Origin of the sequence: Rothia sp. HMSC064D08 (assembly GCF_001809525.1) — a bacterium.
GTDB lineage: Bacteria > Actinomycetota > Actinomycetes > Actinomycetales > Micrococcaceae > Rothia > Rothia dentocariosa.
In genome coordinates, this window is record NZ_KV797888.1 from 1 (window position 1) to 15,844 (window position 15,844).

Annotated in this window: 12 protein-coding genes and 1 pseudogene; 8 read left to right on the forward strand and 5 right to left on the reverse strand. The window is 55.4% G+C overall.

The window, feature by feature from the left end:
• The 4 genes and pseudogenes from HMPREF2625_RS01410 to HMPREF2625_RS01425 form a co-directional block, all read right to left on the reverse strand.
• A pseudogene (locus tag HMPREF2625_RS01410) lies at positions 1–401 on the reverse strand (hypothetical protein); the annotation flags it as partial.
• A 172-nt stretch (positions 402–573) separates the two neighbouring features.
• Positions 574–1,968 (reverse strand): CoA-disulfide reductase, encoded by a 1,395-nt coding sequence (locus HMPREF2625_RS01415; protein ID WP_246826573.1) that lies wholly within the window; start codon positions 1,966–1,968, stop codon positions 574–576.
• A 428-nt stretch (positions 1,969–2,396) separates the two neighbouring features.
• Positions 2,397–3,656 carry a hypothetical protein gene (locus HMPREF2625_RS01420; protein WP_070520915.1) on the reverse strand — a complete coding sequence of 420 codons (1,260 nt, stop codon included), beginning with the start codon at positions 3,654–3,656 and terminating at the stop codon, positions 2,397–2,399.
• A gap of 147 nt (positions 3,657–3,803) precedes the next feature.
• The gene (locus tag HMPREF2625_RS01425) at positions 3,804–5,369 is read right to left on the reverse strand and encodes an MFS transporter (RefSeq protein WP_070520987.1); all 1,566 of its coding nucleotides are present in this window, start codon (positions 5,367–5,369) and stop codon (positions 3,804–3,806) included.
• A 193-nt stretch (positions 5,370–5,562) separates the two neighbouring features.
• Here HMPREF2625_RS01425 and HMPREF2625_RS01430 point away from each other — a divergent pair, with 193 nt between their 5' ends.
• The gene (locus HMPREF2625_RS01430) at positions 5,563–6,153 is read left to right on the forward strand and encodes a TetR/AcrR family transcriptional regulator (RefSeq protein ID WP_070520919.1); all 591 of its coding nucleotides are present in this window, start codon (positions 5,563–5,565) and stop codon (positions 6,151–6,153) included.
• A 120-nt stretch (positions 6,154–6,273) separates the two neighbouring features.
• Here the strand turns inward: HMPREF2625_RS01430 and HMPREF2625_RS01435 are convergent, their stop codons facing one another.
• Positions 6,274–6,759, reverse strand: a complete 486-nt coding sequence (locus tag HMPREF2625_RS01435; protein ID WP_070520922.1) for an SRPBCC family protein — start codon at positions 6,757–6,759, stop codon at positions 6,274–6,276.
• Positions 6,760–6,946: 187 nt separating this feature from the next.
• Between HMPREF2625_RS01435 and HMPREF2625_RS01440 the strand changes: the two genes are divergently transcribed.
• From HMPREF2625_RS01440 to HMPREF2625_RS01470, 7 genes are all read left to right on the forward strand, one after another.
• Positions 6,947–7,270, forward strand: coding sequence for a putative quinol monooxygenase (locus HMPREF2625_RS01440; RefSeq protein WP_070520925.1), 324 nt, complete (start codon positions 6,947–6,949; stop codon positions 7,268–7,270).
• Between the two features lie 129 nt (positions 7,271–7,399).
• On the forward strand, positions 7,400–8,203 hold the full coding sequence (locus HMPREF2625_RS01445; RefSeq protein WP_004006338.1) for an NUDIX hydrolase: 804 nt from the start codon (positions 7,400–7,402) through the stop codon (positions 8,201–8,203).
• A gap of 260 nt (positions 8,204–8,463) precedes the next feature.
• Positions 8,464–9,066, forward strand: coding sequence for a class I SAM-dependent methyltransferase (locus HMPREF2625_RS01450; RefSeq protein ID WP_070520928.1), 603 nt, complete (start codon positions 8,464–8,466; stop codon positions 9,064–9,066).
• A 310-nt stretch (positions 9,067–9,376) separates the two neighbouring features.
• Positions 9,377–11,155 carry an ATP-binding cassette domain-containing protein gene (locus tag HMPREF2625_RS01455; protein ID WP_070520931.1) on the forward strand — a complete coding sequence of 593 codons (1,779 nt, stop codon included), beginning with the start codon at positions 9,377–9,379 and terminating at the stop codon, positions 11,153–11,155.
• Positions 11,149–13,008, forward strand: coding sequence for an ABC transporter ATP-binding protein (locus HMPREF2625_RS01460; protein WP_070520934.1), 1,860 nt, complete (start codon positions 11,149–11,151; stop codon positions 13,006–13,008). The genes HMPREF2625_RS01455 and HMPREF2625_RS01460 overlap by 7 nt, the downstream gene beginning before the upstream one ends.
• Positions 13,002–14,741, forward strand: coding sequence for an ABC transporter ATP-binding protein (locus tag HMPREF2625_RS01465; protein WP_070520937.1), 1,740 nt, complete (start codon positions 13,002–13,004; stop codon positions 14,739–14,741). Before HMPREF2625_RS01460 ends, HMPREF2625_RS01465 begins: the two co-directional genes overlap by 7 nt.
• 171 nt (positions 14,742–14,912) lie before the next feature.
• Positions 14,913–15,770: a bifunctional transcriptional activator/DNA repair enzyme AdaA gene (locus tag HMPREF2625_RS01470; RefSeq protein ID WP_070520941.1), complete on the forward strand. Its 858-nt coding sequence runs from the start codon at positions 14,913–14,915 to the stop codon at positions 15,768–15,770.
• Positions 15,771–15,844: the final 74 nt, after the last annotated feature.

Below are 15,844 nucleotides of genomic sequence, written 5' to 3' on the forward strand. Positions count from 1 at the left end.
TCTATAACGAACGATGTATAAAAAGCAGCAAGAGGCGCAACAGCGAGCAGACCATAGGCGTTTGTCCCCAAGATCCACGCGGTTTTAGTTCCCCAAATCATCTTTATACATGCCACAATTTGCAATGGAATATGTATAATAAAGGGTGAAAAAAGAGTGAGAATAAAAAGAAAACCTAGAAAACCACTAGACCTAATATTATAAGAAAGGGAAGAAATTAACGTACTCTGGAGAAGCGCAGCTTCGAGCAATAGCCTAATGATCTGCACAGCTATAAGAGCAGGAGGAAACGAGTTCTGCTCCTCAGTCGAATCTGCCGCTGATTCTTTCTCTATCTCATGAATATCCTGAGCCTGGACCGTTCCATGCTCAGGCTTTGGAAGGTTCTTATCAGTAGTCATGGCTTCACCCTAAGCTTATAGCCTGGGCATTCCGTGAAAGCTCCCTGGATATTCTCAAAAAATAATACTTTTAAATTTATCTGATACTAAAAAGGCTCTTTATTTACATAAAGCAAGATTTCTAACGCTTTATTGAAATAAAGAACCTTTTTCGCACCCCGGAATATGCGTATTACTCAGACGAACCTTCTGATGCCGATTTCGGGGAATCCGCACGTACACCTTCAGCGGCACTATCTATGCCATACGTTTCTGCCGAGCCAGCATCCTCGGCGCCCGCATTCTTCTGCGACTTCTGCCCCTGCTCTCTGCGAACCTGAACCAGCGGGATCTGCCCGGTGCTGAGGTCCTCAACCAATTCGTCGGTCAGAGTTGGGCCGTTCACCACCTGAGGCTGCGAAGCTACCGCAGAATCAGCCTCTGAGGCATCACTCGCCGCATCGTCAGGGTGCTCGGTATAGAGGGGCACCGCATCCGTCGCTGGCTCAGCCTGCATAAGCACCCGCCCCTTCTTGCGCTTGCGCCTAAAACGCTTCTTTTTGCCCGGCTTGAGCTCATGAAGCTGCACGTCAAGCCCGGATGTCGCAGTTGCCCCCGCACCCTTCGGCGGTTTACGTTCCAGAGTGTAGATAACGCGTGCAGGCTTCGGTTCCATGCCGATTTTGGCGCGCATCCAGTTGATAATGCGGTCAAGCCAGTTGTAGTCTGCGGTCGCCTCAACCACTTGGTGGTTACGCGGAATCATGCCCACATCGCTGAGCACGCGCGGGTATTCATCAATCTCTTGAATGCCCGCCATGTACATGTTCTCGCGGAACTGCTGTGCGAACTCGTGCTGCCCAATAAAGAGCAGGTCAGAGTAGGTTTTTGCGGTCAGCCGCTCGGTGTATGCCTGCACGGAATCGCGGCTGCCTCGCTTGGCGCCGTAGGTGTCCCAGAAATAGAAGTACACGTTATTGGCGATAATTGCCGAACGAATCTTGTTTTGCAGATACCAGAGCCCGCCAACGGCGAGAAGCCCAATAATGATAATGACGAGCGAGCCAACCGGAATTGAATAGTCCACATAGTTATCGGCGCTGCGGGTTATAAACATGCGGTACAAATACGCACCGAACGAGATCAGCACCGGAATACCCAGGAAAATGGTGGCTATCGGAATCCAAATAAATGCGAAAAGCCACAGAATAAGACGATAGTAAATAATGGAGTCTCCAAACCCGATGGGGGTAGGCTTTACGGGAGAATGCGCGCGTTTCATCAGCAGGTTGAATAGGCGGTTATTCTCGATACCGACCTTACGCAGCTTCGATTCGAGCGATGCCCGCTTGAGGAAAACCCGGTAATTTTCAAGGATCTCGCGCTGTTCGGCGGTAATTTCATCCTCGGGCGGCAGGTCGCCAATATCGATTCCCGCTTCCGCAAGTAATTTGCTCCACAGCTCTAAGCGGGCAAGCTCCGAGGGTTTGGCCTGGGTTTGTGATTGGTAGTTTTTATAGGAGATGAAAATGGTACTGGCACCGATGGCAAGTGTGACCATAGGCGCCATCCAGTCTTTAATATCCACGTGGTTATCCTCCCGGCGCGCGGCGACTGTAGCGACTGCCCTTGTGCGCATCCTAGTAGCCTGAATGCGCGTATGCGGCGGCAAAGAACGCGTAAGCTGACGCGGCACCTACTCGCTGAAGCTGGTACTTCTACCGTAGCATCTAGGAGCGATTCCGAGGACCTTCGTTATTTGGTGCGATAGGCTAGCTCAATGTTCCTCCCCCTCGTTGTCGGCCTCTTCGTCTGGGAACAATACGTTGACCGGTTACATTAGCTCGTTTTGTTTTTTCATCTTGCTCATTTACCGGTACATTCCTCCAATATATTTGCATCATTCTATATATTTATCCCCTTGGAGAAGTTTACTGAATTCTCTATATTCTTATCCATAACAATCTTACTTCTTCTGCTACGATACATACCTTCTCTTTTGAAACGCAATAATTTTCAAAAAAACTTAGTACTCCCATCGTCTGAAGGTACATCCCAAATACAATCAAAACCGCAATCATCAACATAGTTTATATTCGAAGCATTAATACTATTATCTCCAGCAGATAAAGAACTATTACTGGAGTATTTAATATTAATTAGATTATTTTCTACCGACTTTTCAACGTCCTTGAAAAATTTTTTACCAAATTGCATATAATCTTTATTGAATCCTTTTAAGTTGTACTCCCTTATATACTCATATATACTCGATCTATCAATTAATTTATGTTTATTTTTATACTCATCGATATTAATATATATACTTAATTTATCGGCTTCTGCCAAATGATTATTATTATTAGTACACCTAGTTATCTGAAGTGTTTTTCCTATTTGAACTGAGGATAAGTCAAGTACTATTTCCTGGGGGTAAAGACCCACACCATAACCAAATTCACAATCAATAAAATGCAACTCATTAATTTCGGACTCATTGAATTCTACTATATTGAACCTACAATTCCTAAAAATAATTTTACCGTTCATTTCCATGCGTTTAAAAACTGGTCTAATTTTAAAATCACAATCAAAAAATTCAAGACTTAAATCAGACCAAGAAACCTTTGTATATTTGCCCTCCTTATGGTAATGCCTCCGGATGCTTTTTACCATATGATTATTGGCACGAGAAATATTTTTATCTTTGTTTTCCTTACTGGATACAGAGATATTATTACATATATGATTCAGTATTTGCTGGGCCTCTTGTTTGTCACCTTCATTGATTTTCTCGTCTATCAAAACAGAAAGCATGTCAAAACCTATCAAACGAGAACGAGAGTTTTCACTACCTAAAAGCTCTAATCCCTTTAACTTTCGGTCCCTGAAAGCGTCATCAATATTCTTTCTACGCGTTTCAATAAATGTCAAGAGAACCACTACTCCACCTGTTGCTGTGAGTATTGCAGTTCTAAGGCTTGCATCATCTCCGATAGAGATATTAGGCCAATTATGGAACCATGTTCCAGTTAGGATCGGAATAATGAAGGCCGAGACTAGACCAACAAATATAAGTCTAAAAACGTATTTCAGATAATTTATATGAGCATGCTTTTTAGATCCTGATTTATTATTCTCTACATCGTTATCGAATGGAATAAATTTTTCAAGATTATCTAAAATGAAGTCTTTACCGCTAAGATAACAAAACCCCCATAAGGATAGTGATATCAAGATAAACTTAACTACTTCTTCAACAGGAAACCAATTCATCAATTATCTCTCAATCTTATTCTCCAGCCAGTCTTTATTATACTCAAGGTTATGTCGATTCATAGAACTATTGTGGATGGCGTGTCATCAAAAAAGAGTCTTTATGTAAATAAAGGCTCTTTTTAGCAGTGAAACCGGAGTTCCGTCCTAGTGCTCTGCTTTCTCCAGTTCGGCGGGTGCCGAGCGGAGCATCCGGTAGGTGAAGACCGACAGCACCGCCAGAAGCACGGCGCTAAAGGTTGCGGTTACCAGCACGCCCGAATCGAACGCGGCATGCGCCGAATGCAGCAGCTCGGCGCTTAGGTCCGAGGGAAGCTGCCCGGCAACTGCGGTCGCACCGCCGAGGGTTTCGCCCGCCGCATGAGCCGCATCCGCATTAAGACCGGCGGGAACCGTCACCTGTGCACGGTAAATTGCGGTCAGCATGCCGCCGATCACCACGGTACCCAGCACGGTGCCGAACTCATAGGCGGTCTCAGAAATCGCCGACGCAGCACCCGCCTTATTCGCCGGAACGCTAGAAAGAATTAGGTCATTCGAGATGGTCTGCGCCGCACCCACGCTCAAGCCTAAGAACATGAAGGAAAGCATGAGCAGAAGGTCGTTGCGCGAACCAAAGAACACCACAAACAGGTACCCGAGGGCACCCAAGGCAAGCCCTGAAGATACAATCACCGCCGGGTGGAACCGCGAAACGAGTTTAGCGGCGTACAGGCCCGCAACAATGGTGCACGCCAGGCCGGGAATCAGGAACAGTCCAGCCTGCATGGGAGAGTACCCCGAAACCAGCTGCAAATGCTGCGAGACGAAGAGCAGGAACCCAACATCTACGAACATGGCGAACAGGTTCGCCAAAATCCCACCGGTGAACACGGTGTTTTTGAAGAGGCGAACATCGAGCATGGGGGTGGTTCCCGCACGCCCGCGGCGCAGCTGACGGCGCACGAAGAAGAACCCGAACACGGCACCAATAAAGGCGGTACTGAGCGCGAGCGCATCCACGCCCGCCTCAGAAATATGAGTAAGGCCGAAGGTTATGCCGATCATGGCGATCATAATCAGCAGGATACTCGCCATATCGAGCGGGCCGGGGTTTGGATCTTTCGATTCGGGCACGGTCATGGGTGCGAGCACGAGGAACGGTACGAGTACAGGTACCGCCATAAGGAACACCGATCCCCACCAGAAATGGCTCAGCAGGAATCCGCCCACGATGGGGCCGAGCGCTGCACCGGCGGAGAAGCCTGCCGCCCACACGGCGATTGCGGTGCGGCGTTCTTTCGGGTCACGGAAGATGTTGCGAATGAGTGAGAGCGTGGCGGGCATGAGCATGGCGCCGAAGAATCCGAGTACGGCGCGGGCGATGACAAGCAGCAGAGCGGTGGGTGCGAATGCAGCGAGTGCTGAGATAACCGCGAACCCGACGGATCCGATCAGCAGGATTTTACGCCGCCCGATGCGGTCCCCCAGGCTTCCCATAGGCACGAGCAACCCGGCGAGCACGAGCGAGTAGGCGTCTACGATCCAGAGTTGCTCGCTGGAGGATGGTTCGAGCGCCTGCGCGATTGAGGGTACGGCGAATGCGAGCACGGTGTTATCGACCGAGACAAGCAGCACCGGCAGCATGAGCACGGTCAGGGCAATCCACCGTTTGATTTTCTGATCGGGCGCGTGAATAGGCAGCGCCTCGGTGACGGGGTATGAGTTGTTCATCGTTGTGTTCACACGCATCTGGGAGTTTTCGGCACTTGCGGCAGATGCGCCGGGCGGCAAGTGCTCATAGTCCGCAGAGGGGTTGCTGCTAGAGGCTTTGCTTGGGGTAGTAAGGATGCGCCACGCTGGCAACCACGGACACACTAACTATACCAACTAGACGGTAAAGTTTCTAATCCGTAGAATGGTGATTATGACTACCCCAACCAGCGCATCCGAACCCCGCACAACCCGCGCCAACAACTCGCGCGAGCAGATTCTAGACGCTTATGAACATTTGCTGGTACAGGCCGGTGAACGTGCCGCCACCCTTGATGCGGTCGCCGCCCAAGCGAAAGTTTCTAAGGGTGGGCTGCTCTATCATTTCGGCTCGAAAAAGGCACTCTTCCAAGCGCTTTTAGACCGCACCCGCACCTACGCAGACGAAGACCTTGAGAAGATGCGCGCCGCACCCGAGGGGGCCAGCGCCTATTACATCAACACCTCAACCTTTCAGGGCACCCCATTCGATATATGCCTGGTTGCCCTCTCGCGGTTGGCGCAGGATAAGAACCCAGCGGCACGCGAACTCATGGACGAAATCCAGGGGCAGTGGTATGAGCTGATTCGCGCGGAGATTGGGGACGATAAGATGGCGCGCACCGTGCTTCTGCTGGGGGACGGCATGTATTACAGTGCGGCGTTTGCGGGAGGCATGGCGAACCCGGCGGCGCGCAAACGCATCAAGGCTGATCGGGATATTCTGCTGGATGCGCTCGACATTCTCAGGCGCGCAGCACGGTAGTGTTCGTATCGGCGGTATAACACCACGAGCAGATAGTATTTCGACGAGCAGGTAACGGATTGCTATCTTTTCGTCGAAATACTATCTGCTCGCGGGGAAGAAGCAGGCAAGAAACAGCCTCTACCCCTCGAAGGTGCGATGCAGTTTCGCCAGCGACAGCGCAATATTACGGCGGTTACGCGCGAACGCACCAACCGTACGAAATACGGGCGCAGCGGGAATGAACCCGAAGATTTTCGCCTCGGAAGCATCCCAGGTTTCACGCACGGTCACGGTGCCGTCGTGGTTATCTGCGATCTCCCAGGTCCAGTAGTGGTCGGCAGGCATGCGCCAGGAGAGGATCTGGTTCTTCTCGGCGCGCACGACCGTGGGAGACATACGGTATGGGATGCCCAGGAACATTTTTTCAGTGAAGGTATCGCCTTCGCGCAGTTCGGGGGTGTCGCCGGATATCAGTCCGCGCACCGAACCGCCTCCGTCAAGCTCGGTATGGCGAGCGGGGTCGGCGATTAGGGCGTACACATCACTCGCCGCCGCCCGCAGAGTAGTTTCGGCGGAGATCATGGCGGGATCCGTCTCAAGGAACTTTATCTGTGCAGTAGTCATACCTTTAACCCTACGCCCGTGAACACCCCACGACTAGCCGCGAGCAGGTGGTTTTTGGCCCGAGGAGGTTGGAAAATCCTACCTTGTCGGCGGAATCCAACCTGCTCGTGACTCCGAAGCTCTGCCCGCGCGAGCGCATCCTGTGAAAGAATAGAAGTGTTCCGCATCTTGCGTATTAGGAGTCGTTATGATTTTTATTGTTGTGAAATTTCCCGTCAAGCCCGAATACGCCGAAAAATGGCTGGATTTAACCCGCGACTTCACCGAGGCAACCCGTGCCGAACCCGGCAACAAGTGGTTTGAGTGGTCGCGCAGCGTTGAGGATCCGAACGAGTTTGTGCTGGTAGAGGCGTTCGAGGACGACGGCGCGGCGGCTCATGTGAACTCCGCGCATTTCGCCCAAGCCATAGCCGATATGCGCCCGGCTCTGCGCGAGACTCCGAAGATTATCTCCCGCCAGATCGACGGTGACGGTTGGGACGCTATGGGCGAGCTGAACATCGAGAATTAGCCCCTTCACCTCAAGAGTCCAACCATGCAGCGCGTGTATCCGTCGGATGCGCGCGCCGTAAGTCGTGTAACGCCGTTTTTACCCTTAAAATGGTTATAGGGCACACAAAAATAAGTACAGGAGTCATGGATGAACTCATCACCACATTACGCAGCTGAGGTCCCCGAAGAGCACGAGGCCGACCACAGTTCGGTTTCATTAGCGGTTTCTACCGTGATTCTTGCATTACGCCACAAAAAGAATAGTGCGCGCCCAAGTCTTTGGCTCCCGCTGGTGCGCCGCTTGCGCGAGCCTTATAAGGGTCAGTGGGCGCTTCCCGGCGGTCCCTTGCAGTCCCAGCAGTCGCTAGAGCAGGCGGCAGGGTACACGCTCAAGCGCGCGACCGGTCTTGAGCCTGGGTATTTGGAACAGCTGTATGCGTTCGGTGATGTTTTGCGTGCCCCGGAGGCGCGTGCGGCGCGCATCAACGGCACGCCGGTTCCGGCGCCTGGGGCGGATCATGAACGCGTGGTTTCGGTAGTTTATTGGGCTTCGATCCCGGCGACTGAGGTCTCGCAGACTCGCGTGCACGAAAATATTCGCTGGTTCCCGGTAGATGAGCTTCCCGAGCTGGCTTTCGACCACAACGAGATTGTGGAGTACGCCCTGTACCGCCTGCAGAATAAGGTCGAATATTCGCGTATTGCGCACTCATTCTTGGGCGATGAGTTCACGTTGGCACAGCTGCGTGAGGTGTACGAGGCAATTCTCGGTCGCCCGCTGGATCCCGCGAATTTCCGCCGCCAGATTGCGGCCTCAAAGTCGATTATTGATACCGGTCGGCGTATTGAGGGTACCCGCCACCGCCCGCCGCGCCTGTACCGTTACAACACTGCGCAGGCTTATGCGGATGCGGGCCCGCTGGGCATGTATCGCGAGCGCCGCGAGTCTTAGACGAGTTCTGGGAGCGGCAAGCTGCGTCGCTCAGGAGTCGTTATTTCGATCGCGCGGAGTACTGGTACCACGTTTAAAAACTGGTGGAATACTCAGACACTCTGAATCCGGGGGTGTTTTCTTCATACGGGAGCAGTAAAGTGCTATCGCATGAAGAAAATGCTCCCGTTTTTGTACTCTCCCTTGTTGTGCGTGAAGGCGACCGAAGAAACCGGAACACGACCTATCTCGTTGCACAATAAACACCACGTGAGGAAACAATGACAGTCAGCAGCAGGTATGGGGCTCGGGTGGCGGAATATTGTGAGGCGCTGGGGTCGCTCGATCAGATGGAACCAACTGATATTGCCCTGATCACGTCGTGGGGCGCATCCGTGTCAGGCAGTATTTTTGATGCCGGATGCGGCCCTGGGCATTGGGCGCGCCTGCTCGCCTCCGCAGACCGGCTCGTCACAGGCATAGATGTAACTCCCGAATTTATTGCCCATGCCCGCGCCGCCTCTAGCGCCCCAAATCTTAACTTCGAGGTCATGGATATGGCACACACGCCTTATACTGACGGGTCTTTTGCGGGAATTCTTGCCTGGTATTCGCTCATTCACACGCCGCCAGCTCACCTTACCGGCACACTCACCGAGTTCTATCGGCTGTTGATTCCGGGAGGAAGCCTTCTTCTGGGGATGTTTCTGGGCGAACACGGATTGCCCTTCACACACGCCGTAACAACCGCCTATTATGTGAGCGTTCCAGAGTTTTCCGCGCTGTGCGAGAAGGCTGGGTTTACGGTGGAAGAAGTTCACACCCGCCGCGCTGGGCGGCACCGCGACCACCTGGCGATAGTGGCGTGCAAGCCAAAAGATTAATGCGCCCCATGATTGACAGGCGCTATCGCCACTCCCTACACTAGAGGTTATCCGGGTCACATTCCGGATTGTTCCTATCTATTCCACCGAGGCGCACGGAAGCGCATCGGCACACGAGGAGGCACCAGCACATGAACGGCTCCCGAGCATAGCCCGGATCAAAATACCAGGTCAGAGCGCTTTTATGCGCCCACCCCACTACCCGGGCTTACGTGTATCTAAACACCGTGCTCGGGTTTTTTCATGCCCTCACACCTAACGCGCGCTGCGCTGGCGGGGACCCGAGCACCTACTCGAAGGGACTCGGCCCATGCCACGCTACATTACACTCGACCATATTTCGTATGCGCATCCGGGTGAACCCCCGCTTTTCACCGACCTCTCCGCCGTATTTTCCGCCCCGCTCACCGGGCTTATTGGCGATAACGGCACCGGGAAAACTACCCTCTTCAGGCTTATTCTTAGCGAGATAAAGCCTAGTCACGGCACAATCAGCGCCCCGCCGCGCATAGCGTACCTGCCGCAAGATTTGGGGTTGAGCGAGCATCAGCATCTTGCCGATATTTTTGGAATTACAAAAATTCTGCGAGCGCTTGATGCCCTGGAATCGGGTGACTACTCCCCCAACCTTTATGACACCATTGGCGACGCCTGGGATATTGAAGAACGCACTCTTGCGACCCTTGCCGAGTACGGTTTTAGTCCTGCGCGCACCACGGATGCCGCCGACCCGCACGCCATTCGCGACCTTCTGATGCGCCCCCTTAGCGCCTTTTCGGGCGGTCAGACGGTCACTGCCGCCCTCGCCGCGCTTCTGCGGTCGAACCCCGAGTTTATTCTGCTGGATGAGCCCACGAATAACTTGGATTCCGCCGCGAAGAATCAGCTTTTTGCGGCTCTTGAAACCCTCACCTGCCCGGCGCTGATCATCAGCCATGATCGCGATCTGCTCGCGCATATGAACGCGATTGCCGAGCTGCACGCCGACCGTGAGGGGCGGGCGCATCTGCGCATATATGAGGGCAACTACAACACCTACCGGGCGGTGCGGAAGGCCGAGGAGAGCGCCGCGCATCGCCGCGTGAATGAGGCGAAAAATGAGGCGCGTAAGGCTGAGCGCGAGCGCATTGAGAACCAGATTAAGCTCGATCGCAACGTTCGGCGAGGCCGCGATTTTGAGCGGTCGAAGCGGAAACCTGGCCTGGCGATGGGCCTAGATAAGAACAGTTCAGAACGTTCCGCAGGGAAACTTCGCGCGGCACACGAAAGCATGGTGGTGGATGCGCGTGCGGCAGTTAGTGAAGCCCAAGAGAACCTGCGCGTGCAGGAGCGTATCTATCTGGAACTTGCTCAGGATGCGCTCCCGGCGGGGCGGAAGGTGCTGGAATTACGGCGGGCGGGGAAAGACCCTTGCGTGTCTGTACAACAGAGTGCCGAATTTAAGAATGCACACGCCCAAAATACAGTTTCACGTGAAACACAATCTTATGAAGTTGATTATTCGTCCTGCGGCCAAGACTTTCCCGAGGCTCTTATCCTGACCGGGCCCGAACATTTACGCATTACGGGAGCAAACGGCAGCGGCAAGACCGTGCTTCTCAACGCGATAGCGCACGCGAATGATCCCGACTACCGCTCCCCCGTGCCGCCCGCTTACCGGGTGCTCTACCGCCTGGGCAACGCCGCGTATCTGCCGCAGCGCATTACGCTTGACCCTGAACGCACCCTCCTTGAAACCGTGCAGCGGGCGAACCCTGGCGCGAGCGAACAGCATCTTCGCGACCAACTGGCGCGGCTGCTGTTCAGGCGCGAGAGCGTGCATCAGCATATTGGGGAGCTTTCCGGGGGCGAACGTTTTCGTGCCGCGCTGGCGACGGTTCTGCTCACCGACCCGGTGCCGCAGCTTCTTCTGTTGGATGAGCCCACGAATAACCTAGATATTTCGTCGGTGGATTGGCTGGTGCAGGCGCTCGACGCCTATACCGGCGCGCTGATCATCGTTAGCCACGACGAGGATTTTTGCGAGCGCATCCGCATCAACCGCACACTCAACCTTTCGGCAAAAACCCTCAGGGAGGCACCGTGCTGAACATTCTTCGTTCCATCCCGTGGGCATTCCGTATAACTCTTCACACGGCGCCCGTTCCATTCCTTGCCGCAGTTTGTACAACCCTGCTTCTCACGTTCATGCCGAGCGCGCAGGTGGTGCTGGTGAATGCTGCGGTGGGTTCGGTGGCCTCCGGCGATACTGCAGCATCACTCACGTGGGCCGCGGTAATCGGTGCCCTCGTGGCGGCGTACCTTCTGGTGCAGCGGGCAAGCATGTCGCTCTTCACCATAACGAAGGCGCGCGTGAATGCCGCCGCGCATCAAAAACTCAATACCACCTTGGCGCGGGTGAAGCCCGAGGTGATGAGTGAACCCGAGATGCAGAAGCATCTTCGTGCAGCCCGTGAATCTCTTACGAAGCAGGAGATTCCCACGCAGGCAAATTCCGTGGTGACCCTCGTTGCCGCCGTGGCGATGGTTCTGCTGCTGTGCGCGACAATTGCAGGCACGAGCCTTCCGGCTGCGTTCTTTGTGGCGGGGTGCATGGTTCCGCTCTCTGCCGCGATGGTTCTGCTGGCGAAGCGTGACTACCGCATCTACGGGCAGGTTTATGAGAACCGCCGTGAAGAAGCATATTTTCTGGATGCGCTCACCCACCCCAGCACAGCCCGCGAGATCGCGACCCTAGGGGCCGGTGGTTTCTTCGCCGACAGTGTGGCGCGGGCACGAGATCGTGCCACCGGGCGGGAATATAATCTGGAGGCGGTGCGCGGCATCGTGGTGGGGTTCGCCGGGCTCATCTGCTCGGTGCTGCTGATGGGTGCGCTCTACTGCCTGATTAGCTCCGGGGCGAGCGCGGGCGAGATCGCCGGTGCGCTGGTGGGCACGCTCACCTGTATCGCGGCCACGCAGGACGTTGGCTACGCCTTCGGGCAGGTCTCAAACGGGGCGATGTCGATTGCTCAGTACCGCGCGTTTGCGGATAATCCGCGCTACGTGCTTGCTTCAGAGACAACGCATCATAATCCGCCCGCAACCGGTGATTCTCCGCGCGAACTCACTGTACGCAGTCTGAGCGTCACCTATCCCGGAGCGGATGCACCCACGCTGCACCAGGTGAACCTGCATATACAACGTGGGCAGATGGTGGCTTTGGTCGGTGCCAGTGGCGCGGGGAAAACTACGCTGGTGCGCGGAATCCTTGGGCTGACTCCCACCACTGCGGGCAGCGTGCTCTTCGACGATACTCCGGTCGACTCGCTAAGCGTGCAGCAGGTTTTTAAGCACACCACCCTGCTCAGTCAGGACTACGGGCGGTACGAGCTGACCGTGCGGGAAAACCTGCTGTTGGGCACGCACGCTCAGGGGCAGGAACCGCCCACCGATCAGCATCTCTGGGATGCGCTCAGCAAAGCCAGCGCCGCCGAATTCGTGCAGACTCTGCCTGCCGGTTTAGACACTCAACTGGGTGAACAGTGGGGCGGGGTCGGTCTATCGGGCGGGCAATGGCAGCGTTTAGCGCTGGCGCGCCTGATCCTGCGTAATACCGCCCTATGGATTCTAGACGAACCAACCAGCGCTATTGATGCACACGCCGAGGAGCAGATTTTCGCTACCCTGCGCAAAGTTGCGGCGGATCACATGACGATTCTGGTCTCACATCGAGCCTGGACTCTCAAACACGCGGACGTCATTCATGTGGTGGATCACGGAACCATCGTCGAATCGGGAACCTACACCGAACTATTAGGCGCGGGCGGGCGGTTCGCCGAAATTTTCGCCTCACAGATAGAGGATGCGTCGGAACACACGTCGTCGGACTTGCCGGTTGCTGACAGCATCGAATCCGCAGATGACACTGGGTTCACGAAAGAAGGGGCACCATCGTGTTAAAAACGATTAGACAAACTCTCTGGGCCCTGCGGTATGCGCTGCGGGCGCATCCTATTCTTGTACTCAGCTCGTTCACCCTTCTCACAGTGCTCTCGTTTCTGCCCAGCGTACAGATGTTCCTCATAGCCGCAATCACCGACTCGCTCAGCACCGGGGATACGCACGCTGCACTCACGTGGGCGGGCGTAACCGGGGGCGTGCTGGCGGGTAACCTTGCCCTGCAGCAGGTGTCTAATTCGCTGGATATGTCACTGCGGGCGGGTATGGCGCAAACAGGTATCCGGGCGATCGCCCGCAGGCTCGCCTCCCTCACCCCCGAGCAGATTTCGCGCGGCTCATTTTCGCAGCGCTCGCGTGCCGCCCAGGATGCGGTCGCCAACGGTCACCTGCACACCCAAGTAACCAGCACCGGAGTACTTCTCTTCACGTTTCTTATGGTGGGTTCGCTCTGCGTCATGGTAGCTCGCGTCAGCCCTGAGGCGGCGGCATGCCTTCTGTTGTGCCTGATTCCGGTGGCGTTCGTGGCGGGGCTGTACACGCGGCGCAACGAGCAGGCCTGGGACAGCATTTATGCGCATAATCACCGGGCCTGGTACGCTACCAACCAGATAGCCTACCCTAATACCGCTGAAGAACTTTCGACCCTGAAAGCAGGCTGGTTCTTTGCGGCACGGGCTAACCGACAACGCGGGCTGGCCGCTGACGAAGAGGTGAAACTTACCGCATATGCCCTGCGTTTGCAGGTAATATCGGGGGTAATGTGCGCAGTCTTCCTGGTGGGTGCGCTAGATTTTCTGGTGTCCTCCGGGGCGAGCGCGGGTATCATCTCTGGTACGATAGTGGGCGCGCTTTCCGCCATGATGTCGCTGACTGCAGCGAGTCACGATATGAGCTCGCTCGGCGCCGGGGCTAACGGAATTACACGGTATCGAGAGTTTCTGGAAGGCTCCGAAAATCCGTCTCGCAAGGCGGTCGCCACTCTTGATGCGCCGCTTAGCCGCGTGCGCATCGAGAACCTTTCCATCACCTACCCCAACGCTGAAAAACCTGTGGTGCGCGGGGTATCCTTCAAGATTGAGCGCGGTCAAACAATTGCGTTCGTGGGGGCAAACGGTGCGGGCAAGACCACGCTAGTACATGGGATTCTGGGCATGCTCGCCGTTCACGAGGGGCGTGTTCTTTTCGACAACACCCCGGTGGATGTTCTCGATTCCGCCGAACGGCACCGGCTGGCAACTATTCTCACCCAGGATTTTGGACGCTACGAGCTGACGGTTCGGCAGAATCTCCTCATGGGGATTTCCGGGCGCTCCGCAACCGACGAGCAACTGTGGGATGCGCTCAACAAAGCCCACGCCGCCGAGTTTGTTCGCACCCTGCCTGCCGGTTTAGACGCTCAACTGGGTGAACAATGGGGCGGCGTTGGGCTATCGGGTGGGCAATGGCAGCGGCTCGCATTGGCTCGCCTAATTTTGCGCAATACCGACCTGTGGGTTCTGGACGAACCAACTAGTGCTATCGATGCCGAAACGGAGGAAGATATTTTCGCCTCTCTGCGCGAGATTGCGGCGGATCACATGACGATTCTGGTCTCGCACCGCGCATGGACGCTGCGTCACGCCGATCGTATTTACGTGATGGATGCGGGCGCAATCGTCGAATCCGGCACTTACACCGAACTAATGGCGCGCGACTCGCATTTCGCCCGGCTTTTCGCCTCACAGACGGGGTGATTACTCGGGTACTTGAGCCCCCCCCCGCCGTTCCGGGAGCAGTAATTTGTAGTGGGAGCGTGCTCCCCGCTCCCACTTCTACGCCTCCCGCGCACAAGGTCAAGAATCGGGTCGTTTTCCGCCCGAAACATCCGTATTCTCTAGTGTTAAGACCTTGAACTAGGAGAATCCTTGAGCATCACAGACCGTTCCGCAGCGAGCACAGACCCGATTGAGCAGACCGTCCAGTTCGGGCGCATAGCCGCCGCTATCGAGTACCTGTATGACCACGCCGCAGATCAGCCTACGCTCGCGCAGGTATCCCAGGCGGTTCATGTGAGCCCCGAATATCTGCAGCGTCAGTTCCAGCAGTGGGCGGGGGTGAGCCCCAAGAAAATGCTGCAGCATATCAGCCTTGAACGGGCGAAGGCGGCGCTCGCTGGGCAGCAGAGCACGCTCGATGCGGCCTGGTCGAGCGGGTTCAGCGGCACGGGGCGCCTGCACGATGCGTTCGTCACCATTGAGGGCATGACCCCCGGCGAGTACAAGAACGGCGGGGCGAACCTGCGCATCGTCTGGCGTTACGCCGCGTCCCCTTTCGGCATGGTGCTGATCGCCGCAACGGATAAAGGCATATGTCATATGGCCTTCGCCGATAACCCGGATGCGGCTCTCACGAACCTGCGCGCCGAATACCCGAACGCGCAGCTGCATGAGGGCGAGCATCCTTTTCACGAGCAGGCGTTGAGTATTTTCGGTGGAGGCGGAGAGCGCATCGCCCTGCATTTGAAGGGTACGCCGTTTCAGGTGCAGGTGTGGCGTGCGCTTTTGAATATTCCGCAGGGTGCCGTGCAAAGTTATGGGTCTGTGGCTGAGAGTATTGGCCGCCCCCGTGCCGCGCGTGCCGTGGGAACCGCTGTGGGGCACAATCCGGTTGCCATGATTATTCCCTGCCACCGGGTGATTCGTGAGAGCGGCGTGATTGGGGATTACCGTTGGGGTCGCGGTCGCAAAATGGCGCTTCTCGCCCAAGAACTCGGCGCGGCCTAGCGAACATCGGTCCATCCCAGTTTTACCCGCTCCCGCTTTTACACTTGCGAAAGCATCTCGCGAGTATGTGTGCC

Coding starts and splice junctions, on each gene's coding strand:
- HMPREF2625_RS01420 (WP_070520915.1), bottom strand. CDS start 3,656: ATGAATTGGTTTCCTGTTGAAGAAGTAGTTAAGTTTATCTTGATATCA.
- HMPREF2625_RS01425 (WP_070520987.1), bottom strand. CDS start 5,369: ATGAACAACTCATACCCCGTCACCGAGGCGCTGCCTATTCACGCGCCC.
- HMPREF2625_RS01430 (WP_070520919.1), top strand. CDS start 5,563: ATGACTACCCCAACCAGCGCATCCGAACCCCGCACAACCCGCGCCAAC.
- HMPREF2625_RS01435 (WP_070520922.1), bottom strand. CDS start 6,759: ATGACTACTGCACAGATAAAGTTCCTTGAGACGGATCCCGCCATGATC.
- HMPREF2625_RS01440 (WP_070520925.1), top strand. CDS start 6,947: ATGATTTTTATTGTTGTGAAATTTCCCGTCAAGCCCGAATACGCCGAA.
- HMPREF2625_RS01445 (WP_004006338.1), top strand. CDS start 7,400: ATGAACTCATCACCACATTACGCAGCTGAGGTCCCCGAAGAGCACGAG.
- HMPREF2625_RS01450 (WP_070520928.1), top strand. CDS start 8,464: ATGACAGTCAGCAGCAGGTATGGGGCTCGGGTGGCGGAATATTGTGAG.
- HMPREF2625_RS01455 (WP_070520931.1), top strand. CDS start 9,377: ATGCCACGCTACATTACACTCGACCATATTTCGTATGCGCATCCGGGT.